The sequence below is a fragment of the Mesorhizobium sp. RIZ17 genome (genome assembly GCF_051127865.1).
Classification (GTDB): Bacteria; Pseudomonadota; Alphaproteobacteria; order Rhizobiales; family Rhizobiaceae; genus Mesorhizobium; species Mesorhizobium humile.
This window is the reverse complement of the sequence record NZ_CP147861.1, coordinates 255,313-281,864: the sequence shown is the minus strand read 5'-3', so window position 1 is coordinate 281,864 and position 26,552 is coordinate 255,313. Positions and strand designations below refer to the sequence as shown.

General features: G+C 64.6%; 28 protein-coding genes. 14 read left to right on the top strand and 14 right to left on the bottom strand.

The features are described 5' to 3' along the window. Positions 1 to 129 precede the first annotated feature (129 nt). Positions 130 to 1,068 (top strand): diacylglycerol/lipid kinase family protein, encoded by a 939-nt coding sequence (locus WDX12_RS01445; protein WP_434723689.1) that lies wholly within the window; start codon positions 130 to 132, stop codon positions 1,066 to 1,068. A gap of 72 nt (positions 1,069 to 1,140) precedes the next feature. On the opposite strand, the gene WDX12_RS01440 is transcribed toward WDX12_RS01445, so the two are convergent. Genes WDX12_RS01440 through WDX12_RS01430 form a run of 3 tightly spaced genes read right to left on the bottom strand, consistent with a single transcriptional unit; the run spans position 1,141 to position 4,882 of the window. Continuing rightward, the gene (locus WDX12_RS01440; RefSeq protein ID WP_434723688.1) at positions 1,141 to 2,061 is read right to left on the bottom strand and encodes an NAD(P)-dependent oxidoreductase; all 921 of its coding nucleotides are present in this window, start codon (positions 2,059 to 2,061) and stop codon (positions 1,141 to 1,143) included. Next, complete coding sequence (locus WDX12_RS01435; RefSeq protein ID WP_320293420.1) at positions 2,058 to 3,269, bottom strand: mandelate racemase/muconate lactonizing enzyme family protein; 1,212 nt, start codon at positions 3,267 to 3,269, stop codon at positions 2,058 to 2,060. Before WDX12_RS01435 ends, WDX12_RS01440 begins: the two co-directional genes overlap by 4 nt. Then, positions 3,266 to 4,882: a GMC family oxidoreductase gene (locus WDX12_RS01430; protein ID WP_434723687.1), complete on the bottom strand. Its 1,617-nt coding sequence runs from the start codon at positions 4,880 to 4,882 to the stop codon at positions 3,266 to 3,268. The genes WDX12_RS01435 and WDX12_RS01430 overlap by 4 nt, the downstream gene beginning before the upstream one ends. Before the next feature lie 188 nt (positions 4,883 to 5,070). Between WDX12_RS01430 and WDX12_RS01425 the strand changes: the two genes are divergently transcribed. Next, entirely contained in the window at positions 5,071 to 5,466 is a 396-nt protein-coding gene (locus WDX12_RS01425) for an acyl-CoA thioesterase (protein WP_320217521.1), read from the top strand. A gap of 117 nt (positions 5,467 to 5,583) precedes the next feature. Next, positions 5,584 to 5,787: a hypothetical protein gene (locus WDX12_RS01420; RefSeq protein ID WP_434723686.1), complete on the top strand. Its 204-nt coding sequence runs from the start codon at positions 5,584 to 5,586 to the stop codon at positions 5,785 to 5,787. 170 nt (positions 5,788 to 5,957) lie between these two features. On the opposite strand, the gene WDX12_RS01415 is transcribed toward WDX12_RS01420, so the two are convergent. Then, positions 5,958 to 6,326 (bottom strand): winged helix-turn-helix transcriptional regulator, encoded by a 369-nt coding sequence (locus WDX12_RS01415; RefSeq protein ID WP_320293423.1) that lies wholly within the window; start codon positions 6,324 to 6,326, stop codon positions 5,958 to 5,960. A gap of 90 nt (positions 6,327 to 6,416) precedes the next feature. Here WDX12_RS01415 and WDX12_RS01410 point away from each other — a divergent pair, with 90 nt between their 5' ends. The 5 genes from WDX12_RS01410 to WDX12_RS01390 all read left to right on the top strand — a co-directional run bounded on the left by WDX12_RS01410 (position 6,417) and on the right by WDX12_RS01390 (position 11,143). Beyond that, the gene (locus WDX12_RS01410) at positions 6,417 to 7,022 is read left to right on the top strand and encodes an NADPH-dependent FMN reductase (protein ID WP_320293424.1); all 606 of its coding nucleotides are present in this window, start codon (positions 6,417 to 6,419) and stop codon (positions 7,020 to 7,022) included. 194 nt (positions 7,023 to 7,216) lie between these two features. After that, positions 7,217 to 7,582, top strand: coding sequence for an avidin/streptavidin family protein (locus WDX12_RS01405; RefSeq protein ID WP_320293425.1), 366 nt, complete (start codon positions 7,217 to 7,219; stop codon positions 7,580 to 7,582). A gap of 351 nt (positions 7,583 to 7,933) precedes the next feature. Further along, complete coding sequence (locus WDX12_RS01400; protein WP_434723685.1) at positions 7,934 to 8,482, top strand: winged helix-turn-helix transcriptional regulator; 549 nt, start codon at positions 7,934 to 7,936, stop codon at positions 8,480 to 8,482. Beyond that, positions 8,479 to 9,573, top strand: coding sequence for an HlyD family secretion protein (locus tag WDX12_RS01395; RefSeq protein WP_434723684.1), 1,095 nt, complete (start codon positions 8,479 to 8,481; stop codon positions 9,571 to 9,573). The genes WDX12_RS01400 and WDX12_RS01395 overlap by 4 nt, the downstream gene beginning before the upstream one ends. 7 nt (positions 9,574 to 9,580) lie before the next feature. Next, the gene (locus WDX12_RS01390) at positions 9,581 to 11,143 is read left to right on the top strand and encodes a DHA2 family efflux MFS transporter permease subunit (RefSeq protein WP_320293428.1); all 1,563 of its coding nucleotides are present in this window, start codon (positions 9,581 to 9,583) and stop codon (positions 11,141 to 11,143) included. A 46-nt stretch (positions 11,144 to 11,189) separates the two neighbouring features. On the opposite strand, the gene WDX12_RS01385 is transcribed toward WDX12_RS01390, so the two are convergent. From WDX12_RS01385 to WDX12_RS01360, 6 genes are all read right to left on the bottom strand, one after another. Beyond that, positions 11,190 to 12,485, bottom strand: a complete 1,296-nt coding sequence (locus tag WDX12_RS01385) for a glucoamylase family protein (protein WP_434723683.1) — start codon at positions 12,483 to 12,485, stop codon at positions 11,190 to 11,192. A 123-nt stretch (positions 12,486 to 12,608) separates the two neighbouring features. Next, on the bottom strand, positions 12,609 to 13,919 hold the full coding sequence (locus tag WDX12_RS01380) for a hemolysin family protein (protein ID WP_320293430.1): 1,311 nt from the start codon (positions 13,917 to 13,919) through the stop codon (positions 12,609 to 12,611). A gap of 167 nt (positions 13,920 to 14,086) precedes the next feature. Next, a complete protein-coding gene (locus WDX12_RS01375; protein WP_320293431.1) occupies positions 14,087 to 14,794 on the bottom strand; it encodes an LssY C-terminal domain-containing protein in 708 nt (235 codons plus the stop codon). 66 nt (positions 14,795 to 14,860) lie between these two features. Then, positions 14,861 to 15,670 (bottom strand): extensin family protein, encoded by an 810-nt coding sequence (locus WDX12_RS01370; RefSeq protein ID WP_430699216.1) that lies wholly within the window; start codon positions 15,668 to 15,670, stop codon positions 14,861 to 14,863. 159 nt (positions 15,671 to 15,829) lie between these two features. After that, complete coding sequence (locus WDX12_RS01365) at positions 15,830 to 16,876, bottom strand: extensin-like domain-containing protein (RefSeq protein WP_434723682.1); 1,047 nt, start codon at positions 16,874 to 16,876, stop codon at positions 15,830 to 15,832. 75 nt (positions 16,877 to 16,951) lie between these two features. Continuing rightward, complete coding sequence (locus WDX12_RS01360) at positions 16,952 to 17,377, bottom strand: DUF3775 domain-containing protein (protein ID WP_320293434.1); 426 nt, start codon at positions 17,375 to 17,377, stop codon at positions 16,952 to 16,954. A 178-nt stretch (positions 17,378 to 17,555) separates the two neighbouring features. On the opposite strand from WDX12_RS01360, the gene WDX12_RS01355 reads away from it, so the two are divergent. Continuing rightward, a complete protein-coding gene (locus tag WDX12_RS01355; protein ID WP_320293435.1) occupies positions 17,556 to 18,092 on the top strand; it encodes a tetratricopeptide repeat protein in 537 nt (178 codons plus the stop codon). 262 nt (positions 18,093 to 18,354) lie between these two features. After that, positions 18,355 to 18,828 carry a transcription elongation factor GreA gene (gene greA, locus WDX12_RS01350; RefSeq protein ID WP_027168132.1) on the top strand — a complete coding sequence of 158 codons (474 nt, stop codon included), beginning with the start codon at positions 18,355 to 18,357 and terminating at the stop codon, positions 18,826 to 18,828. Positions 18,829 to 19,122: 294 nt separating this feature from the next. Here greA and waaC read toward each other — a convergent pair whose 3' ends face one another. From waaC to rfaD, 3 genes are read right to left on the bottom strand one after another with little or no spacing between them, the layout of a single operon-like run. Then, the gene (waaC, locus tag WDX12_RS01345; protein WP_434723681.1) at positions 19,123 to 20,097 is read right to left on the bottom strand and encodes a lipopolysaccharide heptosyltransferase I; all 975 of its coding nucleotides are present in this window, start codon (positions 20,095 to 20,097) and stop codon (positions 19,123 to 19,125) included. Continuing rightward, on the bottom strand, positions 20,094 to 21,101 hold the full coding sequence (waaF, locus tag WDX12_RS01340; protein ID WP_320293437.1) for a lipopolysaccharide heptosyltransferase II: 1,008 nt from the start codon (positions 21,099 to 21,101) through the stop codon (positions 20,094 to 20,096). The genes waaC and waaF overlap by 4 nt, the downstream gene beginning before the upstream one ends. Beyond that, entirely contained in the window at positions 21,074 to 22,024 is a 951-nt protein-coding gene (gene rfaD / locus WDX12_RS01335) for an ADP-glyceromanno-heptose 6-epimerase (protein WP_434723680.1), read from the bottom strand. The genes waaF and rfaD overlap by 28 nt, the downstream gene beginning before the upstream one ends. Before the next feature lie 139 nt (positions 22,025 to 22,163). On the opposite strand from rfaD, the gene WDX12_RS01330 reads away from it, so the two are divergent. From WDX12_RS01330 to WDX12_RS01315, 4 genes are all read left to right on the top strand, one after another. Further along, positions 22,164 to 22,796 (top strand): LysE family translocator, encoded by a 633-nt coding sequence (locus WDX12_RS01330; protein ID WP_434723679.1) that lies wholly within the window; start codon positions 22,164 to 22,166, stop codon positions 22,794 to 22,796. Positions 22,797 to 22,949: 153 nt separating this feature from the next. Further along, positions 22,950 to 24,434, top strand: a complete 1,485-nt coding sequence (gene rfaE1 / locus WDX12_RS01325) for a D-glycero-beta-D-manno-heptose-7-phosphate kinase (protein ID WP_434723678.1) — start codon at positions 22,950 to 22,952, stop codon at positions 24,432 to 24,434. 7 nt (positions 24,435 to 24,441) lie between these two features. Continuing rightward, complete coding sequence (locus WDX12_RS01320) at positions 24,442 to 25,014, top strand: D-sedoheptulose-7-phosphate isomerase (protein WP_434723677.1); 573 nt, start codon at positions 24,442 to 24,444, stop codon at positions 25,012 to 25,014. Then, positions 25,007 to 25,636, top strand: a complete 630-nt coding sequence (locus WDX12_RS01315) for a D-glycero-alpha-D-manno-heptose-1,7-bisphosphate 7-phosphatase (RefSeq protein WP_434723676.1) — start codon at positions 25,007 to 25,009, stop codon at positions 25,634 to 25,636. Before WDX12_RS01320 ends, WDX12_RS01315 begins: the two co-directional genes overlap by 8 nt. 173 nt (positions 25,637 to 25,809) lie before the next feature. On the opposite strand, the gene WDX12_RS01310 is transcribed toward WDX12_RS01315, so the two are convergent. Continuing rightward, positions 25,810 to 26,286, bottom strand: coding sequence for an Lrp/AsnC family transcriptional regulator (locus tag WDX12_RS01310; RefSeq protein ID WP_140629863.1), 477 nt, complete (start codon positions 26,284 to 26,286; stop codon positions 25,810 to 25,812). Between the last annotated feature and the right edge of the window lie 266 nt (positions 26,287 to 26,552).

Below are 26,552 nucleotides of genomic sequence, written 5' to 3'. Positions count from 1 at the left end.
TTTTTTAGCAACCTTGGATGTTGGAGCCTTGCTCCGCCGCCCGGTCCGCGTTTCAATGCCGGCAAAAAGAGTTTGGTCGCCAGAGCGGGTGCCGCCGCGTATTTGCGACGAGCCTGGGGGGAGGTCGGCTTGAAGGTCGGGGTGGTTCTCAATCCGATTGCCGGAGGCGGCAGGCTCAAGCGTCATTGGGCGGAGGCGGCGGCCTCGCTCAAGACGAATTTCGGCGATTTCGACCTGCGCGAGACGCAAGGCGGCGGCGACGCCGAGCGGCTGGCGATCGACCTTGCCGCCGGCGGATGCGACCTGGTGATCGCGGCCGGCGGCGACGGCACCGCCAGCGAGGTGGCCGACGGGCTGCTGCAGGCGCGGCACGAGACCGGCCGCGAAAGCGCGCTTGGGCTCCTGCCGTGCGGCACCGGCATCGACTTCGCGCGCGGGCTTGGCCTGCCGCGCGGTATCGATGCGACACTGAAGCGGATCGCCGAGGCCGAGGGCCGCAAGATCGACGCCGGACGCATTTGCTACATCGACGACCATGGTGCGCTGGCCAGCCGCCATTTCATCAACATCGCCAGCCTCGGCCTGTCCGGCGCGACGGATCGCGCCGTCAATGCCGACAAGCGCAAGGGCAGGGCCTCGGCCAAGGCGCTGTTCTTCTGGCGCACGGTTCTGGAATTCGTCCGTTACCGCTTCCAGGATGTCCGGATCACCATCGACGACGGCGAGCCGGTCGAGGCGCGCATGGCGCTGGTGGCCGTGGCCAACGGCAAATTCTTCGGCGGCGGCATGATGATCGCGCCGGACGCCGAGCTCGCCGACGGCCAGTTCGACATCGTCATCCTGCGCGCCGCCGGCAAGCTCGGCCTGATAAGGGACATCCGCCTGCTCTATGGCGGCCGGCATCGCAATCATCCGTCGATCACCATCCTGCGTGGCCGCAAGGTGCTGGTCGAGCCGCTCGGCGATATCGAGAAGAATAGCGCGCTGGTCGACATAGACGGCGAGTCGCCAGGCCGGATTCCAGCGACCTTCGAGATTCTGCCTCGCGCGCTGACGCTGCGAAGTTGATTCAACTGGCTGAGAGGCTGATTCAATGTTTGTGGTCAGGCGATTGAAATGGCTGGCTAAATTATTTGCCGGCTATATCTCGAGCTTGGCTGGGAAGCCCGGCGCGCGCAGCTCCGTCCCGACCGCGTCCTCCAAAAGCTTGACGATCTGCGTCGACCAGGCGCCGCCGCCATAGGTGTGCTTGCCCTCCTCGAAGATCGCGTTGACGCGTGACGCGAGATCGAGAGGCGCGCCGAAATCCCTGCCCATCGCGAGCGCGAAGCCGAGGTCCTTCAGCGCCAGGTCCATGGTGAAGCCGATGTCGTAGGAACCGTTCAGAATGAGCTGGCTTTCGGTCTCGTGGACGAAGCTGTTGCCGGAAGAGGCGGCGATGGCGTGATAGGCCTGGGCGAGGTCGAGCCCGCCCCGTTTGGCAAGCATCAGCGCCTCGCCGGCGGCGACCAGATGGATGAAGGCCAGCATGTTGGTGATCACCTTGATCACCGCCGCCGAGCCTATTGGTCCCATCAGGAAGGACTTGGCGCACATCGCCTCGATGGCCGGGCGATGGCGTTCGTAGAGCGCGGCGTCGCCGCCGACGAGCGCGGTGATCCTGCCCACCGCGGCCAGATGCACGCCGCCGGTCACCGGGCATTCGAGCGTCTTGATGCCTTTTTTCGAAGCAAGGGCGGCGAGCCGCAGAATCTCGTCGCGGCCGTTGGTCGACATCTCGATCCAGGTGCCGCCGGCGGGCAGGCCCTGGAGCAATCCGTCGGGGCCGGCGAGCACCGCTTCACTGACCTTCGGCGAGGGCAGGCAGGTGATCGCGTTGCCGGCACGGGCGGCCTCGGCGGGGCTCGCCGCCGCCGTGGCGCCGAGCGCGACGAGACGCTCGACCGCCGCCGGGTCGCGGTCGAAGACCGTGACGGCAAAGCCGTTGCGCAGCAGGCTGGCGGCAAGGTTGCCGCCAAGATGGCCAAGGCCGATGAAGGCGTAAGCGAGGCGCGCGGTCACGGCATCAGCGGCGTCTGCATCATCTGCAGATGCAGGTCCTTGCCGCTATAGGGATGGGCGTCGCAGACCTCCTCGTTGAGCTCGACGCCGAGGCCCGGCTCCTTCGACGGGATGACGTTGCCGTCCTGCCATTCGATCTTCTTCTTGAGCAGTTTTTCGTGGAAACCGTCCCACTGCCTGAGCGATTCCAGGATGAGGAAGTTGGGCAGCGTGACGGCAAGCTGGATGTTGGCTGCGCCGACGATCGGGCCGCAATAGCAGTGCGGCGCCACCTGGATATGGTAGGCCTCGGCCATGGCGGCGATCTTCTTGGTCTCCAGGATGCCGCCGGAGCGGCCGAGATCGGGCTGCAGGATGGTGGCGGCGCGGTTCTCGATGACGCGGGCAAACTCGAACTTGGTCGTCAGCCGTTCGCCGGTGGCGATCGGAATGGACGTGCCGCGTGCGACCTGCGCCATGACCTCGGGCATGTCCGGCGGCACCGGCTCCTCGAACCAAAGCGGATCGTAAGGCTCGATGGCGCGCGCCATGCGCAGCGCGCCCGATGCGGTGAACTGGCCATGCGTGCCGAACAGGATGTCGGCCCTGGTGCCGACCGCCTCGCGGATCGCCTTGATCATGCGCGCCGACAGATCGATGTCGATCAGGCGCGGCTGGTGGCCGTCATAGGCGGTGTAGGGGCCGGCCGGATCGAGCTTCACGGCGTTGAAGCCCTGCTCGACATATTCGAGCGCGCAGGCGGCGGCCATGTCGGGGTCGTTGTAGACGTTCCTGCCGCGTGCATCCTCCGAATGGACGCTGCCGGTGTGCGGATAGAGATAGGTGTAGGAGCGAAGCGTCTCATGCACCTGGCCGCCGAGCAGCTTGTAGACCGGCTTGCCGGCCTCCTTGCCGACGATGTCCCAGCAGGCCATTTCGAGCGCCGAGAAGCAGCCCATGCCGGAGACGTCGGGGCGCTGGGTGAAGCCGGACGAATAGGCGCGGCGGAAGAAATTCTCGATGTCGTGCGGATCGCGGCCGACGAGATAGCGTTCGGCCATGTCCTCGATCATCCTTGCGGTGACGTGCGCGGAGAAGGTCGCGTTGTAGGCTTCGCCATAGCCGACCACGCCGCCATCGGTGGTGAGCTTGACGAAGATGAAATACTTGCCGCCGATGCCGGGCGGCGGGTTGCCGACAACCCAGGTCTTCACATCGGTGATCTTCATGTGTGGTCCTCCAGAACCAGGTCGGCGCCTTTCCATCCGGTCAGGATCGAGGCGGCGTTGGTGTTGCCCGTGATGTTGTCGGGGAAGATTGAAGCGTCGATGACGCGCAAGCCGTACAGCCCGTGAACCTTCAGCCGCGGATCGACCACGGCGCGCGACGCGTCCGGCCCCATGCGGCAGGTCGAGACCGGGTGATAGACGGTGCCCGAGCGCTTCCTGAAATCCTGGATCAGGTCGGCGTCCGACTGTATCGAGGGGCCGGGCAGAACCTCTTCCTCGATGATCTCGGCCATGGCCGGCATCGCGGCGATCCTGCGCACGAACTTCACCGCCGCCAGCATCTCGTCGACATCGGCATTGGTCGAATAGGCGTTGGGGGTGATCCTCGGATAGTCGCGCGGATTGTTCGAGCGGATCATGATCTCGCCGCGGCTCGATGGCCGGCAGTTGGACAGGCCGATCGAGAAGCCCGGCCAGGGGTCGGGCGTCAGGATAGGACGCTCGCCGCTCTTCGGGATGACGGTCGAGAAGGCCTGGAAATAGAGCTGCATGTTCGGCCGCGTCATCGACGGGTCGGTGCGGAAGAAGCCGCCGGCATTGTTCATCGACAGCGACAGCGGACCGGAGCGCAACAGGATGTACTGCATGCCGACGAGCAGCTTGCCCCACCACGGCCGCAGGATCTGGTTGAGCGTCGGCAGCTTGCCTTTAAAAGTGTAGTTGATGCCGACATGGTCCTGCAGATTGGCGCCGACATTGTCGTTGGCGTGGACGACCGGGATGCCGAGATCGCCGAGCAGTGCCGCGGGGCCAACGCCGGACAGTTGCAGGAGTTGCGGCGAGTTGACCGCGCCGCCCGAAAGGATCACCTCTCGGCCGGCGCGCGCGGTCTTCTTCTGCCCGTTCTGCTCATATTCGACGCCGACGGCGCGCTTGCCCTCGAACAGGATCTTCGTCGCCAGGGCATTGGTCTCGACGCGGACGTTGCCGCGTTTCATCGCCGGCCGCAGGAAGGCGCGGGCGGCGGACATACGGCGGCCGTTCTTCGTCGTGATCTGGTAGACGCCGACGCCTTCCTGGGAGGCGCCGTTGAAGTCCGGATTGAGCGGCAGCCCGGCCTGCTGGCCGGCGGCAAGATAGCGCTTGGTCAGCGGGTGCACCGCGTCGGTGCAGTCGGTGATGTGCAAGGGGCCGCCGACGCCGCGCCACTGGTCGGCGCCGGCCGCATTGTCCTCCATCGCCTTGAAGGAGGGCAGAAGATCGTCATAGGCCCAGCCGGGATTGCCGGCGGCGGCCCAGGCGTCGAAATCCTCGCGCGCGCCACGGATGAAAACCATGGCGTTGATCGAGCTCGAGCCGCCGAGCAGCTTGCCCCGCGGCCAATGATCGGCATTGCCGGCGAGGCCGGGATCCGGCTCGGTCTTGTAGTTCCAGTTGACGGCCGGGTCGAAGAAGGTCTTGCCGTAGCCGAGCGGCATCTGGACATAGAACCTTTGATCGGTTCCGCCGGCCTCCAGCACGAGTACCGAGAAACGGCCCGACGCCGACAGCCTGTCGGCAACGACCGAACCGGCCGAACCGGAGCCGACGACGATGAAATCATAAGTCTGCATGGTGGAAAGGCGGGCTCCGCAATGTCGGGCTTACCCTAGACATTGCCGGCTTGCGGCGTCGCCGTGGCTTCCGGCATGGCTTGTGAAAAAAGCGACCGGCGACGTGGCGCACATTTCGCTTTCAGCAGAGCTTGCGACATGGCGGTCGCGTTGCTACGCAACAGCAGCTGACCTCCAAGGATTTCGCCATGGTGCATTACGCGGACGGAAAACCCCTCGGCGATCTCACTTTGAGGACGCTCGCCATGCCCTCCGACGCCAATGCCGCCGGCGACATCTTCGGCGGTTGGGTGATGGCGCAGATGGACCTTGCCTGTGGCATCCGCGCCGCCGAGCGTGCCAAGGGCCGCGTGGTCACCGCCGCGGTCAAGGAGATGTCCTTCGCCAAGGCGATGAAGATCGGCGATACGCTGTGCATCTACACCCATGTCGAGCGTGTCGGCCGCACCTCGATGGTGCTCAAGGTCGAGGCCTGGGCGCAGCGCTACCTTTCCGACCTGATGGAGAAGGTCACCCATGCCGATTTCGTCATGGTGGCGCTCGACGGCGAAGGCAAGCCGAAGCCGGTTCCGGCCGAGAGCTGACGGGATACCGATTCTCCCAGGTTGGCCGTTTTGTAACAACGCACGCGCGGGAGATGCGCTTCGCGACATCCAATGGTTGCCTTCGCGCCCCAGTTTGCGGGCGCGGGGGGAAAGACAATGCGTCAACACATGCTGAACGGCTGGCTCGTGGCAGCCCTTCTTGCTCTGGTCTGTCTGCTCTGCATAACGGCCTATATGGAGGTCAGGAAAGACCTTCCACGCGTCGCCTGTATGCGGGATCACGCGGTAGCCGGCAAGAAGGCCGCGCAGCCGGAGAACTGCTCGACGGCGTGCTGCGGCAGCACCGCTCCAAGCGCCTGATCGGTGGCCGGTTAAAGACAGTCATCCTTGTCGAGGCGGTTGCGCGGAGACGCAGGCGAGGCTGGCGGCGTGGCCGCGGCGGATCTGATCGAAGCCAAAACGCGAGACAGGGCCGGCGCCCAGCCGCACGGTTCATCCAATGGTTCAGAAACCATTGAACTACAAGGGTTTCAGGCCTGCTGGCTGTCGAATTTCGCGCGCGCTTCGCGGACCCGATTGGTGTTCTTGCGCGCCCATTCGCCAAGCGCGCCGACCGGCACGAGCAGTTCGTGGCCGAGCTCTGTCAGCTCGTAATCGACACGCGGCGGAATGGTCGGAAACACTTTTCGCGTCACGAAGCCATCGCGTTCGAGACCGCGCAAGGTGGTGGTCAGCATCTTCTGCGAAATGCCGCCGACGGCGGCGCGCAATTCGTTGAAGCGCAACGCCCCGTCGCCCAGCTTGCCGACGACGAGGACGGTCCATTTGTCGCCGACCCGTTGCAGGATCTCCGACACGGCACGGCAGTCCTCGGTGATGTGCGGGTGCCTCAGTAACAAAAACGTGCCTCCTTGCGCGCCGATTTGTCAGTATCACATATAGCGCCGGTATCCAAACGATACCAGAAATTCCCGCAAGGAGAGCCCCTTATGTCCAAACCCAAAATCGCCATTGTCGTCGGTTCGACGCGCGCCGCCCGCTTCGCCGACGTGCCGACGCAGTGGATCGCCAAGATCGCCAAGTCGCACGCCGATATCGACGTCGAGATCGTCGATCTGCGCGACTGGCCGCTGCCCTTCTTCGACGAGGTCGCTTCCTCCGCCTGGGCGCCGTCGCAGAACGAAGTGGCGCAGCGCTGGCAGAAGAAGGTCGCCGAGTTCGACGGCTTCATCTTCACCGCCGCCGAATACAATCACGCTCCGACCGGTGTCCTGAAGAACGCCATCGATTACGCCGCCAATGAATGGAACAAGAAGCCGGCTGGTTTCGTCGGCTACGGCTCGGTCGGCGGCGCGCGCGCGGTCGAACAGCTTCGCCTGATCGCCGTCGAGCTGCAGATGGCGCCGGTCAAGTCGGCCGTTCATATCGCCTGGGGCGATTTCCTTGCGGTGCGCCAGGGCGAGAAGAAGCTCGAGGACCTCGAGCACCTGAACCAGTCGGCCGCAGCACTCGTCAACGACGTCGCGTGGTGGGCCAAGGTGCTGAAGGCGGCCCGCGCCGCCGACGCGATCGCCGGCGAAGCCCAGGCCGCCTAAACGGTCGATAGAGTTTATCCTCCCAGTGGAAAAGGGGCGGCGCCAGCACCGCCCCTTTTCAATTTGCGAACCAAGCTGCCTGCCTTGCTTGGTCCCGGCCACGTTTTGGCGGTCACTTGACCGCCCGGGACGGCGCGTTAGATGCAGGCCCGAATCCGCCGAAGACGAAGACGATATAGTCGTGGAGGAGCGAAATGCCTTGGCTTGGCAGATGGCGTAATCAATATGGGTCCGTCCTCGACATAACCGGCGAGGACGGCGGCCGGATCGAAGGCACGTTTCGCACGGCGCTCGAAGACAGCAGCTTCTATGGACAAACGGTGCCGATACTCGGCATCGCTCATGGCGATGTGATTGGAGTGACTGCCGCCGGCGAGGGTACGGCCGGCCCCGCCGCGGTGAGCTACACCGGCATATTGCGGGACGGCAAACTGGAGACGATGTGGCTGACGGTGGCGGGCAGCACCATCACCGGCAAGGAGGGCGAAACCGCTTCCCGCAAGCAAGTAGGAACCTGGCGCGCCTTCGGCACCAGCCTCGACACCTTCGTCCGAGAATAGCCAAACAGCCAGCATGCACTAAGCGCCGTCCTCGCGCTCCACTATCGCGCGATCGTTGTTGGCAATCAGTTCGCGCCTTCTGCGGCATGTACATGCCGAAATTTGCGTGATGTCTACGCCAAGCCTTTTGATCGCCAGAAATGGCGCCATCGTCCGCATCGTATGGTTGACCAAGCCGTCTCTCCGCTGACTCGATCTACGCGATGAAACCTCATGCTTCTCTCCGGCAGGCCCGGAGGCGCCGCTCACGACTCTGTGTCGGCCCAGATCCCAAGTCGCGCTGTTTGGTGACTTGCATTATGCAACTAACTTGGCTATTTGTCACTTGCATCTTGATAGTGAGTCACGAAAATGGTTGCCAGGACAAGCTTCGAAACGCGCCCATGCCCTATAGCCCGCAGCCTCGACGAGGTTGGCGAATGGTGGAGCATCCTGTTGCTGCGCGACGCCTTCCAGGGCCTGACGCGCTTCGACCAGTTCCAGAAGAGTCTTGAAATCGCCCCGAACATCCTGACGCGGCGACTGAACAGCCTGGTCGAGCGCGGGCTGTTCGAGAAACGCGCCTACTGCGAGCGGCCGCTTCGTTATGAATATATGCTGACGGCCAAGGCCCGCGATTTCCGGCCGGTGCTGCTTACGCTGCTTGCCTGGGGCAACAGGCATCTGGCGCCCGAAGGTCCCAGCCTTGTCGTGGTCGACACGGCGGATGGGCGCTGGGCCGATCCCGTTCTGGTCGACCGGGAGACCGGCAGGGAGCTGGATGATGGCGGCTTCACCATGGCGACCGGGCCCAAGGCGAGCGACCGCATGCGGCAGCGCTACCGCTTCAGCAGCGAGGGCTCGGGCCTGCCGCTTGTGGAGAACGCTTCTGGCGGCGAGGAAGAGGCGACAAGCAGATGAACAAGGCTCTTTCCCCGGCCGAATTGCAGGCCTCCGTCGTTGATGTCCCGAAGCCGGCCAGGAAGCGGCGCAAGCCGTTGCTGCTGGGCGCAGCGCTGATCGCGATCGCTGCCGCCGGATGGTACGGCGCGCAGTGGTGGCAGGCCAACCGCTTCCTGGTGACGACCGACGATGCCTATGTCGGCGGCAACGTCACGCCGCTCGCGCCGCGCGTCGCCGGGCATATCGACCAGGTGCTCGTCGAGGACAACCAGTATGTCAACGCCGGCCAGCCGGTCATCCGCATCGACGACAGGCCGTTCAAGGCGGCGCTGGAACGCGCGCAGGCATCGGTGCAGCAGAAGCAGTCGGCGCTCGACAATCTGCGCGCCCAGGTGTCGCTGCAGAACTCGCTGATCGAGCAGGCCAGGGCCGATCTCGAGGCCAAGAGCGCCGCCGCCGCGTTCACCGCGCAGGACGCCAAGCGCTACGCGGTGCTTGCCAGTGCCAGGACCGGTTCGCAACAGGATGCGCAAAAGAGCGCTGCGGCCGACGGCCAGGCGCAGGCATCCGTCGCCGCCGCGCGGGCTGCGCTCGCCGCATCCAGACAACAGCTCGATGTCCTCAACACCCAGATTTCGGAAGCGACTGCGGAAGTCGCGGCCACCAAGGCGGATCTCGACACCGCTCAGCTCGACCTCGGCTTCACCGAAATCCGCTCGCCGATCGACGGCATCGTCGGCAACAGGCTGGCGCAGGTGGGCACCTATGTCTCGCCGGGCAGCTACCTGCTGACCATCGTTCCCGCATCGGGCCTGTGGGTCGACGCCAATTTCAAGGAAGACCAGTTGCGCGCGATGGCCGATGGACAGGCAGCCGCCGTCTATGCCGATATCGCCCCCGACCGGCCGCTCAAGGGCCATGTCACCAGCCTGGGGCCGGCCACCGGAGCGATCTTCAGCGTGATCCCGCCGCAGAATGCGACGGGCAACTTCACCAAGATCGTCCAGCGGGTGCCGGTCAGGATCACGATCGACGCCGACCAGGCGGCCAAGGTCGCGCTGCGGCCAGGCCTGTCGACTGTCGTCACCGTCGACACCGGATCGCATTGACGGCGCCATGTCAGCGCCGGCCGCCCCGCAATCCTTCTTCGCCAGCATCCTGCCGTTCATGGTGATGTGCGTGGGGATGTTCATCGCGCTGCTCGACATCCAGATCGTCGCCTCCTCGCTGCAGGATATCGGCGGCGGGCTGTCGGCCGCCCAGGACCAGATCGGCTGGGTCCAGACCTCCTATCTGGTGGCGGAGATCATCGTCATCCCGCTGTCGGGCTGGCTCACCCGCGTCTTCTCGACGAGATGGCTTTTCACCATCTCGGCGGCCGGCTTCACGCTGGCCAGCATGCTGTGCGGTTTCGCTTGGAACATCGAAAGCATGATCGTGTTCCGGGCGCTGCAAGGGCTGCTCGGCGCTTCGATGATCCCGACGGTATTCACCTCGTCCTTCCACTATTTCCAGGGCCCGAGGCGCGTCTATGCCGCGGCGGTCGTCGGCAGCATCGCCTCGATCGCGCCGACGCTCGGCCCCGTCATCGGCGGCTGGATCACCGACACCTTGAACTGGCACTGGCTGTTCTATGTGAACGTCGTTCCCGGCGCGATCATCACGGTCCTGGTCGCGCTGCTGGTCAGGATCGACAAGGCCGATCCGTCCTTGCTGAAGGGCGCGGACTATATCGGCATGGCGCTGATGGCGGTCAGTCTCGGCACGGCGGAATACGTCCTGGAGGAGGGTTCGCGCTGGAACTGGTTCGACGACGCCACGATCCGCAACGGCGCCGTCGTCGCCGTGGTGACGCTGGTTCTGTTCGTTGTGCGCAGCCTGACCTATGCGCAGCCGGTGGTCGACTTCCGCGCCTTCGGCAACCGCAACTTCGCCATCGGCTGCTTCCTGTCCTTCATCACCGGCATCGGCATCTTCGCCACGATCTACCTGACGCCGCTGTTCCTCGGCTATGTGCGCGGCTACAACGCGCTCGAAACCGGACTGGCGGTGTTTTCCACCGGCGTCGCCTCGATGGTTGGCGTCCCGGTCTACATCTTCCTCGCCAAGCGCTTCGACACGCGCTGGCTGATGATGTTCGGGCTGGCGTCCTTCGGCGCGTCGATGTGGAGTTTCAGCGCCATCACCAGCCAGTGGGGCTCCGCCGAGCTCCTCATCCCGCAGCTGTTCCGCGGCTTCCCGCAGGTCTTTGCCGTGGCGCCCAGCGTCAATCTCGGGCTCGGCAGCCTGCCGCCGGACCGGCTGAAATATGCCAGCGGGCTGTTCAACACGATGCGCAATCTCGGCGGCGCGGTCGGCATCGCCATTTGCGGTGCGATCCTCAACAACCGGACCAACTTCCATTTCCTGACGATCGCTTCGCACCTGACGCCGCAGAACGAAGCCGCCATGCGCATGGTCGACACCGTGGCGCAGCGCTATGGACAGTTGCCCGGCGCCATCGACGACGGCCACGCCGCCGCGCTGAAGCAGCTTTGGCAGCTCGCCTATCGCGAGGCCTCGACGATGGCCTATGCCGATGCGTTCCTGGTCATCATGGTTGCGTTCGTCATCGCCACGGCGCTGGTTCCGTTCCTGCGCAACGTGACGCCGAAGGCGCCGCCGCCGGACGCGCATTGAGGCCGCCGTTGCGATAAGGTGTGGATCGGCATTGCTGTGCTTGCACCTACAGCCAGCCGCCCGAAAATCCGGCCCGCCGCAGGCCCGTGGCGATAGCCGGCACGCCGCGCATCAGTCGCCACAGGAAGTCCGATCGGTAATTCTCGATCATCAGCGCGATCGGCCCCTGGTTGATGCCGACATGGTCCGGCGACACCCAGCCGCAGGGCCGGCCGCCGGCGTCGGCAATCGTCGGGTTGAAGCTTGCGGTGAAGCCGTAGGGATTGCCGTCATGCAGGTCGATCTCGTGGAAGTAGCGCAGCGTCGGTAGCACGATCTCCGGCGCAAAAGGCAGTGATGCGATCGCCGCCCAGGGCGACAGCGTGCCGTCATCGGGACCGAAAGGCGCGCCGCGCGCCAGGTAAGTGAAGAAGCGGCGCCCGCCGGCCCGGCTCTGTTGCGGGCCCGGCCCGTCGCTGGCCGTGATGCCCCAGCAATTCTCGCCGTAGCCGACGAAGCCCTTGGGGTTGCGGATGGCATAGTCGCGCTGCAGAAAGGTCGCCTGGCGGCTGTTCTCGAAATAGTCGCTGCCGACATTGCGCATGAAGGCGTCGCGAATGCCGCGAAAATCGATCCAGATATGCGAGAACTGGTGGATGAAGAGTGGACCGGCATAGGCTAGGTCCCGGCCGTAGATCTTCTTCCATTTGTAGCTCGACAGCCAGGCGGCGTAGCTTTCGGGCGGCAGCGGAAAAGTCGGCGAGCCGAGGCCCAGCATATAGAGGATCAGCGCCTCGTCATAGCCTTCCCAACGGTAGCGCAGGAAGCCTTTTTCGGGTCGCCAGCCATGGGTGACGGTGGCGCCGCCATTGAGCGCCCAGCGCCAGTCGGCGCGGCGGTAGAGCGCATCGGCGACCCGGCGGATCTCCAGCTCGGGCGCGTCGTCGGCGTCGAAATAGGCGCCGGCGGCCAGGACACCGGCAAGCAGAAGCGCGGTATCGATGGTGGACAATTCGCAGTTCCAGACGCGGCGTCCGGTCCGCATGTCGAGGAAGTGATAATAAAAACCCTTGTAGCCGGTGACGTCGGGCTCCGGCCCGTGCGGCGCGTTCCAGAAGAAGCGAAGCGTGGCGAGCGTCCGCTCGACCGCGGCAGAGCGCGTCATGAAACCGCGCTCAACGCCGACCGGGTAGGACGACAAAGCAAGGCCGACGGCGGCTATGCTGGCCGGCGATGCGGCGGTGTTGCGGTCGGCGACCAGGCCGTTGACCGGGTTCGCCTCCTTCAGAAAATAGTCGAAGGACAGGCGCTGGATGTCCGAAAGAAGCTCGTCGTTCAGCGCGTGGTCGCTCGATGCATCCATGGTTGCCGATATAGACGCTTTTGCAGCGCTTCAAAGCTTTCTGGCCAGTCAATCCTAAGTGAGGAAAGCGAAGCTTGACGGCGGCGTCAACCGCCCCATGCCAAGTCGAGCATTGCCGGATGGTCAGCGTGCGACCGGGCGATGGCCGTCGGGCAGGCGGGTGGCGATCAGCTTGTCGATGCGGCGGCCATCGAGGTCGACCACCTCGAAACGCCAGCCTTGCGCGTCGACGCATTCGCCGGTGGTCGGCAGATGATGCAGATGCGACAGCACATAGCCGGCGACAGTCTCGTAGTCGCGGTTCTCCGGCAGGTCGATGCCCAGCACCTCCGCCATCTCGTCGGCCTGCATGTAACCGGCAAGCAGCCAGGAGCCGTCATCGCGCTTGACGGCGTTTTCTTCCTCGCCGGCCTCGAGGTCGGAGCGGAAGACGCCGGTGATGGCTTCGAGGATATCGGCCGGCGTGACGATGCCTTCGAAATGGCCGTATTCGTCATGGACCAGCGCCATCGGCACGTCCGATTCCCTGAGCTTCTGCAGCACGTCGAGCGCGTCGGCCTGGTCATGCACGATGGGGGCGACGCGCACATGCTGGCGCGGATCCAGCACCCTGCCGGCGAGAAGGGCGGCCAGCACGTCGCGCGTCTGGATGACGCCGACCATGGCGTCGACATTGCCGTCGCCGACGGGCAGGCGCGAGTGCTGGGTATCCATCAAAAGCTTTCGAACCGTGGCTTCGTCGGACTGCAGGTTCAGCCAGTCGACCTCGGTGCGCGGCGTCATGACGGCGCGCACGGCGCGGTCGCCGAGGCGCATGACGCCGGCGATCATGCGCCGCTCGTCGGATTCGATGGTGCCGTGATGCTCGGCCTCGGCGACAAGCATCTTGATCTCCTCGTCGGTGACCTTCTCTTCCGCTTCGCCGGCCTGGCCGAGCAGCCACAGAACGGCACGGCCGGAGAGGTCGAGCAGGAAGACGAGCGGCGCCGAGATGGTTGCGAGGATGGTCATTGCCGGCGCGGCCCTGACCGCGACGCGTTCCGGGTCCTTGAGCGCGATCTGCTTCGGCACCAGCTCGCCGACGATCAGCGAGGCATAGGTGATGATGGCGACGACAATGCCGACGCCGACGGGGTCGGCGATGTTTTCGCGGATACCGGTCGACGTCAGATATTGCGCCAGCCTTTCGCCGAGCGTCGCGCCCGAGAACGCGCCCGAGAGAACGCCGACCAGGGTGATGCCGATCTGCACCGAGGACAGGAACTTGCCGGGATTGGAGCCGAGCGCCAGCGCGCGACCGGCACCCTTCACGTTGCGGTCGATCATCGCCTTGAGGCGGGCGGGCCGCGACGAGACGATGGCAAGCTCCGACATGGCCAGAAGGCCGTTCACCAGAATGAGGACGGCCACGACGGCGATTTCAACATAAAGCATGGGCGGTCAATAGCATTGCTGTAGCGCATTCGAAAATAGCTTGCCGGTATTTTTGGAAGATGACAGGCGCGTGTTCAAGCCAGATCCCAGATCGGCGCCGAGAAATGCCCGACAAGCGCGTCGACGACGACGCGCACCTTCGGCGTCAGCGCGCGCGTGAGGCGCCGTCACTGCAGCGTCTTCAAAACGCCGATCACGGCCATGCCGTCGGTGAAATAGGGATCGCCGCCGCCGTTGCGTCCGGTCTTGGTGGCGCCGATCCCTGGTATTCTGCTGGTCGAGGCCAGCAGACCGGCAGCATCCAGGTCGCCGATGAGGAAATCACGCTCGGCGTCGATGTCGGGCCCGATGTGATGCGTGATCGCGCCCGTATCGTGGCTGAGACCGACGCCCCGGTCGAAGCTCGCGGCGCCCAGCCAGAGCGGGCGGCCGTCGTCGCCGACGGTATCCGTCTCCCAGAAGCGGACGTGGTGGCGCCGGTCGGCGCTGTCGCCGACGGGCTTTTCGAAGGCAAGGTCCTGGGCGCGGCCCTCGAACAAAAGGCGGCTCATCGGCGCATCGGGGTAGGGACGGGAAAACAACACACTTTCGCCGATGTCGATCGCGGTCCTGAGGGTGACGGCATCGGCCGTATCCCAGCCGGCGACGGCGAAGGCGTGGACGACCTCCTTTTCGGTGCCGACCAGGCCAAGATTGATCGGATCGCCGGGAATGCCTTGCGGCGTGTGCGTCACCATCTCGAAGGGCCGGGTGCGGAAGCCGCGCTCCCGCCAGGTCCAGAATTCCGGCGCGGCGACATAAGCGAGCGTCACGTAGAAGGCGAAAAACGCCGCCAGCCAGATTGCCGCGCGCCGCTTCAGGCTTCGCTCACCCACAGCCGACCGCTCCCAAATCCACGGGCGACCATTTTATGCGGTGTTGGCCGTTTTTGGCAGAGAGCCTCAGCGACAGGCGCGATAACCGCTTTTGCGGTTCTTGATGTCGAAATGGAAATGGTTGCGGTGGTCGTAATTGTAGCCGGGGCCGAGCACGGTGGTGAAATACTCGCAGCCGTCGGCGCGAACGTTGTTGAGGAAGCCGCGTGTGCGGAACGCGAAGAGGCCGGGCTTGCGGACGTCGATGTCGTCGCCATTGTTGAGCTCGATGCTCATGACGTCGAGGGCGTTGCCCTTGCCGTGTTCGGAGAGCACGCCTTCGCCGGCTATGTTGCGGCAGGAATAGCTGGAACCCTGGTGAATCGCCTTGACGCCGGAGAAATAGCGCCAGCGGGCGGCCGGCTGCAGCTCGTTTTTCGTCCAGGCGGCGAAGGTCGCGGCCATGTTGCAGGTCAGCGTTGCCGCCGGCGTCATGGCGACGCTGCCGATGGCCGAGACTTTTACGGGGAAATCGATGCCGCACTGGCCTTCATGGATCGGCTGGACGTCCTGATAGACGACGCCCATCCGCTTCAGCTCGTTGCGGCAGTCGATCTCGCTGGCAGGCATCTGCTCGACCGGCGACATCGGCTCATCCATGCGCGGATAGGCGGCCTGGGTCATGTAGGGATTGGACGGAACGAGGCGCTGCATGCCGGCATATTGCGGCGCGTCGGGCTGCGGCACGGCTGCCGTCTGGCTGCCGACATCGACGGCCGGCTGCAGCGCAAAGACGTCGCCGGTCGTGCAGGCCGATATCGTCGCGATGGCTGCGCCCGCGGCCAGTCCGGCGACCGTGACGCGCGCACGTTTGTTCCGTTGCGCCAAGCCAAGCATAGCGCCAAGTCTTCGAGCCATCGAAAGGCGTCCTTGTCCCCGAATGGCACAAGGTTAACCCTCAACAGTAAAGGAAAGATCAGCGCCGGCATTCACGCATGGGGCGGAATTGCGGCGCTGATCTTGCCAGGGAGCGACTCGAAACTTTCGAGATCATGCTTACTGGCAGAAAGTGCCGCCGTGGCGGCGCGGCTCCAGGTCGAAGTGGAAATGCAGCGCATGGTCAGGGTCGGCGCCCGGCCCAAGCACCGTCTTGAACGGCCCGCAGGCAGCCTTGCGCACCGCGTCGAGGAACTTCGCGTCCTTGTCCGGCGGCGCCGGCCCGACCTCGATCTTCCTCCCGTCCGACAAGGTGAAGCTGGCGATGTCGAGCGCGTTGCCGAAGGCGTGTTCCGACAGCTTGCGCGTGCCGTTGCGCGGCCGGCAGACAAAGGCCGAGGCCTGGTTGATCGATTTCAGGTCGGCGCCGAGCTCGGCCTTTGCCGTGGGTTGGACGACATCGGCCACGAAGCGCGCCGCTGCCTCGGCCATCGGACAGTTGAGCTCGGCGCCCGAATCGATGCCGATGGATTTGCCCAGTGTCCTTATGACGACAGGGTAGGGGATCGAGCAGCCGATCTCGGGATCGTGCTCTGCCTTATGCTCCTCGAACTCGACGCCGAGCGCCTTCAGCCGCTCGCGGCATGCGATCTCCTCTGCCGGCATATTGTCGGCCGGCATCTCGGCGGAACGCGGATCGGGGAGCATCTTTTCCTCTCCCGGCGGTTCGGGTTTTTCCGATGGTTGCGGCGCGGTTTCCGGCGGCTCCGGCTCCAGTTCGGTGGGCTTCTGGGGCGGCGTGGGCACGACGTCCGGCGTCTGTAGCTCGGATTCCGTCCGCGATCCGGATTGAGCGCCTTTCGAACGCGGTGGGCGGGCGTCCCATTTCGGATGCGACTTGTCCTGATTGAGGAAGTCGTCATTGCTGTCGAGGCGAGGTTTGCCCTGTCGGGACTTTTCAGCGCTGTTTTCCAGATCCTGCGGACGCGAACCTGGTACCGGTGTCGCCGCCGGCGTTTCCGGAGCCGGAGCGGCGCTTTGGCTGGCCGGCGGCAGGTGCCCCTTATGCCGGTGATGATGCTTGGCTGTGGCCGGCGTGACCAGCAGCATGGCAGCCGCCACAGGCAGCGCCAGTCTGTAAAGTCGCGAAAGGCTCAGCGTTGCCATCGCCCGGAAACGACGGTCGCGTTGCGAAGTTGCCTGCAAGATTCGCCTTGCCGATCACAATCGGTTACCGGCGCGTTACGCGCCGATGGCTTCAAGGCCTTCCTCCAACCAATCGGCAAGCATAGGCAGGCCGAGCAGATATTTGGCGGCGCGCTTCCTGGGTCGTTCCCTGGCAGCGGCCACCGCATCCGCCCATTCGGATGCGTCATAATCGCCGCGTCCGACCCAGGCGAGCGCGATCAGCTCGGCGGCTTCGTCGATATTGAGATCGTTGATCAGCTCGCGGAATTCCTCCTCGGTGAGGTCTTCCGAGGCTTCCTCGACAAGGCCGTCATGGTGGTGGCTGGCATGCGCGTCGCCGTCGAATTCGACCTCGTGCTCGGCGCCGTCGTCATAGTCCTCGTTGACGGCGGCGCTCAGCGCCTTCGCCTTGAGGATGAACAGGCGAACGGTGTCGGGATCGATCGAAAGATCCCACTCCTTCTCGAGGCGCTGCTGCACGGTCCTTCTCCACGTGATGCGCTTGGCTCCGATGATAGCTGAATTAAAGCGCGCGTCACGTCCGCAGGCAGCGGCTTCCTTCCGGCCGTCCAAAATAGTTCGGCAGCCGCTCGCATTTCGGGATGAAACCGCGCCAAGGCGGCGTTAATCTGGCATTGTCACCCTCATGGAGGCTTCGATGCGCAGACGTTTGCTTGTTCAGGTCATGGCTATTGCGGCGCTGCCGCTGTTCGTAGCGCCGGCTTTTGCAGCCGGTGAAAGCGGCAGCAGCGGTGGACAGACGACCACCACCTGCAAGAAAGGCGAGGTCTGGGACAAGAAGAAGAACAAATGCGTGAAGCCGCAATATGGCATGCTGGATGACGACAGCATCTATGAAGCGGGCCACGATCTGGCGATGGCCGGGCGCTATGACGAGGCGATCTCGGTGCTGACTTTAGCCGCCAACAAGCAGGATCCGCGCATCCTCAATTATCTCGGCTATTCGCATCGCCATTCGGGCCGCGTCACTGTCGGCCTCGGCTATTACGAGGAAGCGCTGCGTATCGACCCGAACTACACGCTGGTGCGCGAATATCTGGGCGAAGCGCATCTGCAGATCGGCGATCTCGCCGGCGCCCAGCAGCAGCTTAACGAGATCGAGAAGCGGACCGGCAAGGGCTCGCGCGAATACGGCATGCTGTCCGAGCAGATCGATCATTTCCTGAGGAGCTGATCGAGCTTCGACATTCCTCGAACCGGCTGTGAGCAATCGCAGCCGGTTTCTGTTATCCGCCGCCGGCCAATGGCCCGCGAAAGCGGTGATCATTTTGCCGAACTTCAATTTTTGGGCGTGAAAATCGCGCAAAGATCGCTATATTCAGCGAAATTGTGGTGAGACGGTTCCGTTAGCCCGAGGCTGCCGGACCGTTTTCTTTTTGTACCCATTGACAAGGTCCCTCCCGAAAACGGGGGTGGCGGCTGGAAAGGTCAGGCATATGATCAAGGTCCCGATGACAGGCGAGGGGTTCGCGTCATTGAAGGAAGAACTTCGCTGGCGTCAGCAGGAGGAGCGGCCTCGCATCATCGAGGCGATTTCCGAAGCGCGCTCGCATGGCGACCTGTCCGAAAATGCCGAATATCACGCGGCCAAGGAGTCGCAGAGCCACAATGAAGGCCGCATCAACGAGCTCGAGGACCTGATCGCACGCGCCGAGGTCATCGACGTCTCCAAGCTTTCCGGCGACAAGGTGAAATTCGGCGCGACCGTCGTGCTGGTCGACGAGGACACCGAGGAAAAGAAAACCTACCAGATCGTCGGCGACCAGGAAGCGGACGTGAAGTCCGGCCGCATCTCGATCTCCTCGCCGATCGCGCGTGCGCTTATCGGCAAGGAAGTCGGCGACGCCATCGAGGTCAATGCTCCGGGCGGTGCTCGGGGGTACGAGATCGTCCAGGTGCAGTTTATCTAAGAACCTTTTGATAATTCTACTCTGGCGGCCGACTACAGCGCCGCGCGTCCTTTAGGACGCTGTAGCACTTTGGTTTGCGCATGATCCTTTCCGAAAATCGGGTGCGATTTTCGGGGTCATGCGCCGGCGGCTTTCTGCGCTTCCGGTGCTCACGTACTTTAAGTACGCTCCGCTCCGGCCTTCGCCGGCCGAAGCCCTCATAAGGGTCTCCGTCCTATGAAGGCTACGGCCGGCGTAGGCCGGTTCTCGAAAACCACGCCATTCGACTCGCCAGAGCGAATTCTGAAAAGGTCCTTACGCTGGTGCCCTTGAGTTGAGCGCCAGCAGGCGCTCCGCTTCCGCCATCACCTCAGCAGGCGTTACCCTGCCGCCGGTCGGCGCCATCAAGGTCGAGGCAAACTTCCCGCGCGGGCCGGTGAGACCCGGCTCCGTTGCCAGGAAGACGGCGACGGTCGGCAGGCCGAAGGCGCTGGCGAGGTGGGTGAGGCCGGTGTCGGCGCCGATGACCAGCGTCGAGCGGCCGAGAATCGCGGCGACATCCGCGAGCGGCGATTTCGCAACCAGCACCGTTCCCGGCACGGCACCGGCAATGGCTTGCGCCACTTTCTTTTCCGCCTCGTTCGACCATGTGACCACCGGCACGAATTGCCGGTCGGCCAGTTGGCGGGCGGTTTCGATCCAGTCCTCGACCGGCCATTTCTTGTCTTCGCGGCTAGTGCCGTGCAAAAGAAACGCCGTTCTGCCTTCAATGCCGGGTGGGCTGCCCGCCGGCGGCACGATGCCTGACTCGAGCGTCGACAAATCCGGCTGATAGCCAAGCGCCAGGCCGAACAGCCGCCTGGTGCGCTCGATGGCGTGCAGGTCGCGCGGCACTGCGTATTTGCGCTGGTAGAACAGCGTTGCCGAAGGCTCGCGGACGCTTGCCCGATCGAAGCCGGCGATCGGCGCGCCAGCCTGGATGGCGACCAGGGCCGACTTGAGCAAGCCTTGCGCGTCGATGACAAGATCGTAGCGGGAGGCTTGCAGCGCTTTGCGCAGCGCGGCTATCTCGCGCCATGTGCCGCCGTCTAACAGCGTCTTGCGCCAGCGCCGGACAGCCACCTTGTGGATAGTCTTGATCGCCGGATGCAGCGCCACGATCCCGGCAAAAGGCTCCTCCGCGCACCAGTCGAAGCTGATGTCGGAGCGGTTGCGCGTCGCCTCCTCGACGGCGGGAAAGGTGTGAATGACATCGCCCATCGACGATGTCTTGACGATCAGCACCTTCATGCGGCCGCTGGAACCTTGAGCAAGCGCTCAGCGGCGGCGGTGACGCGGGCGACATCGAGCGTCTTCAGGCAGTTGAGATGCCCAAGCGGACAGACCTTCTTGTGGCAGGGCGAGCAGGACAGATGCAGCCAGATCAGCTCGGAGCGTTCGCTGAGCGGCGGCGTGTTTTCCGGTGACGTCGAACCGTAGACGGCCACGATCGGCGTGCCGACGGCGGCCGCCACATGCATCAGCCCGCTGTCGTTCGAGACAGCAAGCTTCGCCGCGGCGATCAGGTCGATGGCGTCCTCGAGGCGTGTCTTGCCGGCAAGGTCGATGGCGCCCGGGGCAAGCGCTGCGATCTCGCCGGTCACGTCGGCGTCGTTCTTCGAGCCGAGCAGCGCGACGGCCAGGCCCTTGGCCATCATGTCCCGGGCCAGCCCTGCATAGTGGTCGCTCGGCCAGCGTTTTGCCGGGCCGAACTCGGCGCCGGGCATGAGCGCCACGAATTTCTTCCCGGTCAGCCCGAAGCGCGCCAGCAGATCGGCCTGGTTGGCCTTGTCGACGGTAAGATGCGGCGCGCGAAAAGTGCCGCCGCGCGCGAGGCCGAAATAGGCGCGCGCGGTGCGCCGTTTCAGGGCTTCGGGCAGCGGCACGACATCCGTCAGCAGGCCGTAGCGCATCTCGCGCAGATTGCCGACGCGGTGCGGGATGCGGGCGAAGAACGGGATCAAGGCCGATTTCCAGCTTCCCGGCAGCACATAGGCCATGTCGTAGCGGCCGCGCAGCAGGCGGCCGAAGCGCCTGCGGCTGCGGAATTCGAGCGCGCCCGGCATCAGCGGAAAGTCGATCTGGCAGCGTATCTCGGGCATGCGCTTGACCAAGGGCGCCGCCCAGGCCGGCGCCAGCACGTCGATGGCCGCAGTCGGATGCTTTTCCTTCAGCGCCGCAAACAGGCACTGCGCCATGACCATGTCGCCCACCCAGCGTGGGCCGATCACGAGGATCGTTGGGCCTTCAGCCATTCGACATAGTCCCTGACGCCGGTTTCGACTGTGCGGAATTGGCCATTGTAGCCGGCCGCGCGCAAGCGGGACATATCAGCCTGCGTAAAACTCTGGTAGCTGCCCTTGAGATGGTCGGGGAAGGGGATGAATTCAATCTCGCCCTTGCCCAGCGTGTCGATCACCGTCTCGGCAATCGCCCGGAACGGCTGGGCGCGGCCGGTGCCGCAGTTGAAGATACCGCTTGAACCCCGTTTCCACAGCCACAGATTGACCTCCGCCACGTCGCCGACATGGATGAAGTCGCGGCTCTGCTCGCCGGGACCGAAATCGCCATAAGCGCCGAACAGCTTCGGGTTTTCGCCGCGCTCGACCTGGTTGAACAGATGGAAGGCGACCGAGGCCATGGCGCCTTTATGCGCCTCGCGCGGCCCGTAGACGTTGAAGTAGCGCAGGCCGGCAACCTGCGAATGATCGGTGTCGAAGACGGTGCGGCGGACATAATCGTCGAACAGCTTCTTCGAATAGGCATAGACGTTGAGGGGACGCTCGAAGTCGGGCTCCTCGCGAAACTCGCTGCCGCCGCCATAGACCGAAGCCGACGAGGCATAGAGGAAAGGCACGCGCAGCGCCAGGCAGGCATGCAACAGCCGCTTCGAATAGGCGTAGTTCACCTCCATCATGAACTTGCCGTTCCATTCGGTGGTGGTCGAGCAGGCGCCTTGATGGAAGACGGCCTCGATGCGGCCGAGCGCGCCGTCCTCGAGCCGGGCGAGAAATTCGTCCTTGTCGAGATAGTCGGCGATGCGCAGGTCGGCGAGGTTGGCGATCTTGTGGCCGTCAGTGAGATCGTCGACGACGACGATGTCGTCATGGCCCTCGGCATTGAGAGCAGCGACGATGTTGGAGCCGATCATGCCGGCGCCGCCCGTGACGATGATCATGCTTTTCAGCCTTGCTCCGTTGCCGATTCCGGCCCTTATAGGGGAGGCGGGCGGGAGTGTCGATAAAGCAGGCCGCCCGTGGACCACAGTGAGGCCGCAAACCTCCCGCTGCAGTCATGCCCAACTCTTGAGGGACAAAATGCCGTCGACTGAATTGCTGATCGCGTTTTTCGCCACGACGGCGATCTTCGCCTATATCCCGGGGCCCGCCATGCTCTACGCCGCGGCGCAGACGATGGCGCGCGGACGCTGGTCGGGGTTGACGGGGGCTCTCGGCATCCATCTCGGCGGCTATTTCCATGTCTTCGCGGCCGCCGCCGGCCTGTCCGTCCTGTTCCATGCGGTGCCGCCGCTCTATCTGGCGGTCAAGCTCGTCGGCGCGCTCTATCTGATCTGGCTCGGCGTCTCTATGTTCCGCAAACGGACGGATGGCGATGCGGCTCTGCCCTTGATCGAGCGGAAATCGGCCCGTCGCGCCTTTTTCGAAAGCATCACCGTCGAGGTGCTCAATCCGAAGACGGCGATCTTCTTCATGGCGTTCCTGCCGCAATTCATCGACGCCTCGGCGGCGTTCCCGGTCTGGCTGCAGTTCGTCGTGCTTGGAACCATCGTCAATCTGATGTTCTCGTCCGCCGACGTCGTTTGCGTTTTCCTTGCCGGCGCGATGATTGCGCGGCTGCGACGTTCGGGCCGGGCGCAGCGGCTGATGCAGCGCGCGGGCGGGGCGGTGCTGGTTGGGCTCGGCGTCCACGTCGCCCTGCAGAGGAGCTGATCGCGCAGTCGGCTTCGGCTGGGGTCGGCGCCGGGCCTGCCGTTGCGCTCGTTCGAATTGCGGTATATCGGCATCGCCTTGAGCAGCCCGCGCCACAATTCCGGCGCTGAAATCTAATCAAGTCCGGCCGTCTTCAGGCATATTTCGAGTGAGATGATCAAGCACCATCCGCCTTCCCCCGAGCCTTTGCATCGCACCATCGCCCGGTTCGGCGACGTCACCGTGCTGGTGGTGGGCGATTTCATTCTCGACCGCTTCGTCAGCGGCGTAATCGAGCGTATCTCGCCGGAAGCCCCCATTCCCGTGCTGCACGGCAAGGGCGAGACCGCGAACATGGGCGGCGCCGGCAATGTCGTCTCCAACATCGTTTCGCTCGGCGCGGCCGCCATCCCCGTTTCGGTGATCGGCGCCGACCAGGCCGGCAACAATCTGATGCGGATGCTCGGCGAGATCGGCGTCGACACGGACGGGCTCCTGCAGCGCGAGGGCCGCATGACGTCGTCGAAAAGCCGCTTCAGCGCGCTCAACCAGCAAGTGCTGCGTTTCGACGAGGAAGAGATCAAGCCGCTGACGGCCGCCGAGCGGGCGAAGCTCATCGACCATTTCCAGGCAGCGCTTGGCCGCGCCGACATCGTGATCCTCTCCGACTACGGCAAGGGCATCCTGCTCGACGGCGTCGCCGGCGAGCTGATCGCGATCTGCCGCGATGCCGGCAAGCCGGTGCTGGTCGATCCGAAGGGGCGCGACTATGCGCGCTATGCCGGCGCCACGGCGGTGACGCCGAACCGCAAGGAACTCGGCGAGGCGGTCGGGCGCAAGGTGTTCGGCGACGACGAGATCGTGGCCGCGGCGCGCGACCTGATCGCCGCGCATGATTTCGAGTTCATCGTCGCCACGCGCAGCGAAAAGGGCATGAGCGTCGTCTCCGCCGAGGATGCCCGCCACATCTCCACCCAGGCGCGCGAAGTCTTCGACGTCTCCGGCGCTGGTGACACGGTCATCGCCAGTTTCGCGCTTTCGCTCGCCGCCGGCGCCGACCGGGTGCATGCGGCCGTCATCGCCAATGCGGCCGGCGGTGTGGTGGTGGGAAAGCGCGGCACGGCGCGGCTGAACGTCGAGGAACTGTCCGGCGCGCTGTTCCGCTCACACGGGCCGACCGGTCACCAGGACGCCATTCTCGATGCCAACGCTGCGGCCAGGATGGTCGCAGCCTGGAAGGAAGAGGGGCTGACCGTCGGCTTCACCAATGGTTGTTTCGACATCCTGCATGCCGGCCATGTCAGCCTGCTGCATGCCGCGCGCAGCCAGTGCGACCGGCTGGTGCTCGGCCTCAATAGCGACGCCTCGGTGCGCCGGCTGAAGGGGGCGGGGCGCCCGGTCAACGACCAGCACGACCGCGCCTGCGTGCTGGCAGCACTTGCCTCGGTCGACGCCGTCGTCGTCTTCGAGGAGGACACGCCGCTGAAGCTCATCGAGGCGCTCCTGCCGGACATCCTGGTCAAGGGCGCGGATTACACGGTCGAAACCGTTGTCGGCGCCGATGTCGTGCAGAAGGCGGGCGGGCGCGTGGTGCTGGTCGACCTCGTCGCCGGCAAAAGCACGACCAACACGATCGGCAAGATGCGCGCCGCAAACTGAGGGTTCCATGTCCGAACTGAACGACTATCTGGTCCGCTCCGCGGCGGCGATCACGGCGATGGTCGAGCGCGACCTGACCGGTGAAATGGAACGCTCGGTGAGCACGGTAGTGACGGCGCTTTCGCAAGGCAAGGCGCTGCTGATCTGCGGCAATGGCGGCTCGGCGAGCGATGCCATCCACATCGCCGGCGAGCTGGTCGGCCGATTCCTCAAGGAACGCAAGGCCTACAACGTCATCGCGCTGCCTGCCAATGCCGCGGTGCTGACCGCCTGGGGCAACGACTACGGCTTCGACACCGTCTTCTCGCGCCAGGTCGAGGCGCATGGGTCGGAAGGCGCGGTGCTGCTCGCCATCTCGACCAGCGGCAATTCGCCGAGCATCCTTGCCGCCGCCGAACAAGCGCGGGCGATGGGCATGACGGTGATCAGCCTGACCGGCGAGACCGGCGGCAAGCTGAAGCCGCTGACCGACATCCTGCTCAACGTGCCGTCGACCTCGACGCCGATCATCCAGCAGGGGCACCTGTGCCTCTACCATTATCTGTGCGAGGCGGTCGAAGCGCGCCTCAGCAATGGCTGAGAGCGCAGGCTTTCCGCTTGCAGAGCCCGGCCTGTGGGTCGAGCGGATCGGCGACAGGATGTTTCCGGCCGGCCGGCCGGCGCTGTTCCTCGATCGTGACGGCACGATCAATGTCGATACCGGCTATCCCGACGACCCGGCGGCGATGGAACTGCGCGACGGCATCGCGCCGGTCATCGAGGCCGCGAACCAGCACGGCATTCCGGTCATTGTCGTCACCAACCAGTCCGGCATCGCGCGCGGCTATTTCGGCTGGGACGCGTTCGCCCGGGTCAACGGGCGGGTCCTCGACCTGCTGAGCGAAAAGAACGCTTTCGTGGATATGGTGCTTGCCTGCGCCTACCACGAGGCCGGCAGGGGCGCGTTGGCGATTGCCGATCACCCGATGCGCAAGCCCAATCCTGGCATGCTGCTGGAGGCAGGCCGCCAGCTCGGCCTCGATCTGGAGCGGTCGCTGATCGTCGGCGACAAGCCGGCCGATATGGAAGCCGGCCAGCGCGCCGGCCTCAAGCGCGGCTGGCTGGTCGACGGCGAAGGCTCGACGATAAGCGGGCTTTCGGTTTCGCCGTTGCGCGGCGCTCATGACCTTGAGGACCTGCTGACGACGATACGATCGCTCTGATCGCAAGTTGATTCAAAGCCTGGAGCTAAACCGGTTGTTTTTGCGGGTGAATTTCCGGAAGCCGGCACATTAAAGCGCGTCGCGCTGAAACGGATTCAGGCGACGCGCTTTAAGTCTTTGTTTTGATGCATGTCGTTGTCCCAGAACCGCTGCACACTTCTGGGCGACATGTATCAAGTTGGAAAGGCGACCAACCCCTCGTCCTTGACGCGGCGGATGGTCAAGGCGGTGCGCACGGTGTCCACATTCGGTGCCGAAGCCAGTTCCTCGATGACGAAGGTCTGGAAGGTGCCGAGGTCGCTCGCCACGCAGTGCAGCAGAAAGTCGGATTCGCCCGAAACCATCCAGGCGTCGCGGACGATCGGCCAGCCGCGCGTGCGCTCGGCGAAGGTTTTCAGCTCGGCGTCGGCCTGGTGATGCAGGCCGATCAGGCAGAAGGCTACGACATCCATGCCGAGCGCCGGCGCGTTCAAGAGTGCGCGGTAGCCGCGGATGATGCCGGCCTCTTCCAGCCGCCTGACACGGCGCAGGCAAGGCGGCGCCGAGATGCCAACCCGGCTGGACAATTCGACATTGGTCATTCGTCCGTCACCCTGCAGCTCGCGCAGGATCTTCCAGTCGATGGCGTCGAGATCGGCTTTCAGCGGCATGAAGGGCTTTCGCGCAAGAATCTTTCGCGATTTTGTAATTTGGTTTCGCGCAAGAGGCCATAGCTTTGCGATGATTTTCTCCTTGTTTTGATGGCATGCGGTGATCGCGGGCCACGCGTACTCCTGAGTGACGCGCGTTCATGACGGGCGGCGATATGGCCCGATATGCATGGCGCGAAGCTTTCCGGGGACGAAGGCCAACTTGCCTTGCTGGTCTCCCGGGCAACACTTACATTACGCGCGACAAACCACGGCTGCGAGCCGCA

Bases quoted from the DNA above. Each gene is read 5' to 3' on its own strand.
- WDX12_RS01435 (WP_320293420.1), bottom strand. From the start codon at position 3,269: ATGAAGATCACCGATGTGAAGACCTGGGTTGTCGGCAACCCGCCGCCC.
- WDX12_RS01430 (WP_434723687.1), bottom strand. From the start codon at position 4,882: ATGCAGACTTATGATTTCATCGTCGTCGGCTCCGGTTCGGCCGGTTCG.
- WDX12_RS01425 (WP_320217521.1), top strand. From the start codon at position 5,071: ATGGTGCATTACGCGGACGGAAAACCCCTCGGCGATCTCACTTTGAGG.
- WDX12_RS01420 (WP_434723686.1), top strand. From the start codon at position 5,584: ATGCGTCAACACATGCTGAACGGCTGGCTCGTGGCAGCCCTTCTTGCT.
- WDX12_RS01410 (WP_320293424.1), top strand. From the start codon at position 6,417: ATGTCCAAACCCAAAATCGCCATTGTCGTCGGTTCGACGCGCGCCGCC.
- WDX12_RS01405 (WP_320293425.1), top strand. From the start codon at position 7,217: ATGCCTTGGCTTGGCAGATGGCGTAATCAATATGGGTCCGTCCTCGAC.
- WDX12_RS01400 (WP_434723685.1), top strand. From the start codon at position 7,934: ATGGTTGCCAGGACAAGCTTCGAAACGCGCCCATGCCCTATAGCCCGC.
- WDX12_RS01395 (WP_434723684.1), top strand. From the start codon at position 8,479: ATGAACAAGGCTCTTTCCCCGGCCGAATTGCAGGCCTCCGTCGTTGAT.
- WDX12_RS01390 (WP_320293428.1), top strand. From the start codon at position 9,581: ATGTCAGCGCCGGCCGCCCCGCAATCCTTCTTCGCCAGCATCCTGCCG.
- WDX12_RS01385 (WP_434723683.1), bottom strand. From the start codon at position 12,485: ATGGATGCATCGAGCGACCACGCGCTGAACGACGAGCTTCTTTCGGAC.
- WDX12_RS01380 (WP_320293430.1), bottom strand. From the start codon at position 13,919: ATGCTTTATGTTGAAATCGCCGTCGTGGCCGTCCTCATTCTGGTGAAC.
- WDX12_RS01370 (WP_430699216.1), bottom strand. From the start codon at position 15,670: ATGCTTGGCTTGGCGCAACGGAACAAACGTGCGCGCGTCACGGTCGCC.
- WDX12_RS01365 (WP_434723682.1), bottom strand. From the start codon at position 16,876: ATGGCAACGCTGAGCCTTTCGCGACTTTACAGACTGGCGCTGCCTGTG.
- WDX12_RS01355 (WP_320293435.1), top strand. From the start codon at position 17,556: ATGCGCAGACGTTTGCTTGTTCAGGTCATGGCTATTGCGGCGCTGCCG.
- greA (WP_027168132.1), top strand. From the start codon at position 18,355: ATGATCAAGGTCCCGATGACAGGCGAGGGGTTCGCGTCATTGAAGGAA.
- waaC (WP_434723681.1), bottom strand. From the start codon at position 20,097: ATGAAGGTGCTGATCGTCAAGACATCGTCGATGGGCGATGTCATTCAC.
- waaF (WP_320293437.1), bottom strand. From the start codon at position 21,101: ATGGCTGAAGGCCCAACGATCCTCGTGATCGGCCCACGCTGGGTGGGC.
- rfaD (WP_434723680.1), bottom strand. From the start codon at position 22,024: ATGATCATCGTCACGGGCGGCGCCGGCATGATCGGCTCCAACATCGTC.
- WDX12_RS01330 (WP_434723679.1), top strand. From the start codon at position 22,164: ATGCCGTCGACTGAATTGCTGATCGCGTTTTTCGCCACGACGGCGATC.
- rfaE1 (WP_434723678.1), top strand. From the start codon at position 22,950: ATGATCAAGCACCATCCGCCTTCCCCCGAGCCTTTGCATCGCACCATC.
- WDX12_RS01320 (WP_434723677.1), top strand. From the start codon at position 24,442: ATGTCCGAACTGAACGACTATCTGGTCCGCTCCGCGGCGGCGATCACG.
- WDX12_RS01315 (WP_434723676.1), top strand. From the start codon at position 25,007: ATGGCTGAGAGCGCAGGCTTTCCGCTTGCAGAGCCCGGCCTGTGGGTC.
- WDX12_RS01310 (WP_140629863.1), bottom strand. From the start codon at position 26,286: ATGCCGCTGAAAGCCGATCTCGACGCCATCGACTGGAAGATCCTGCGC.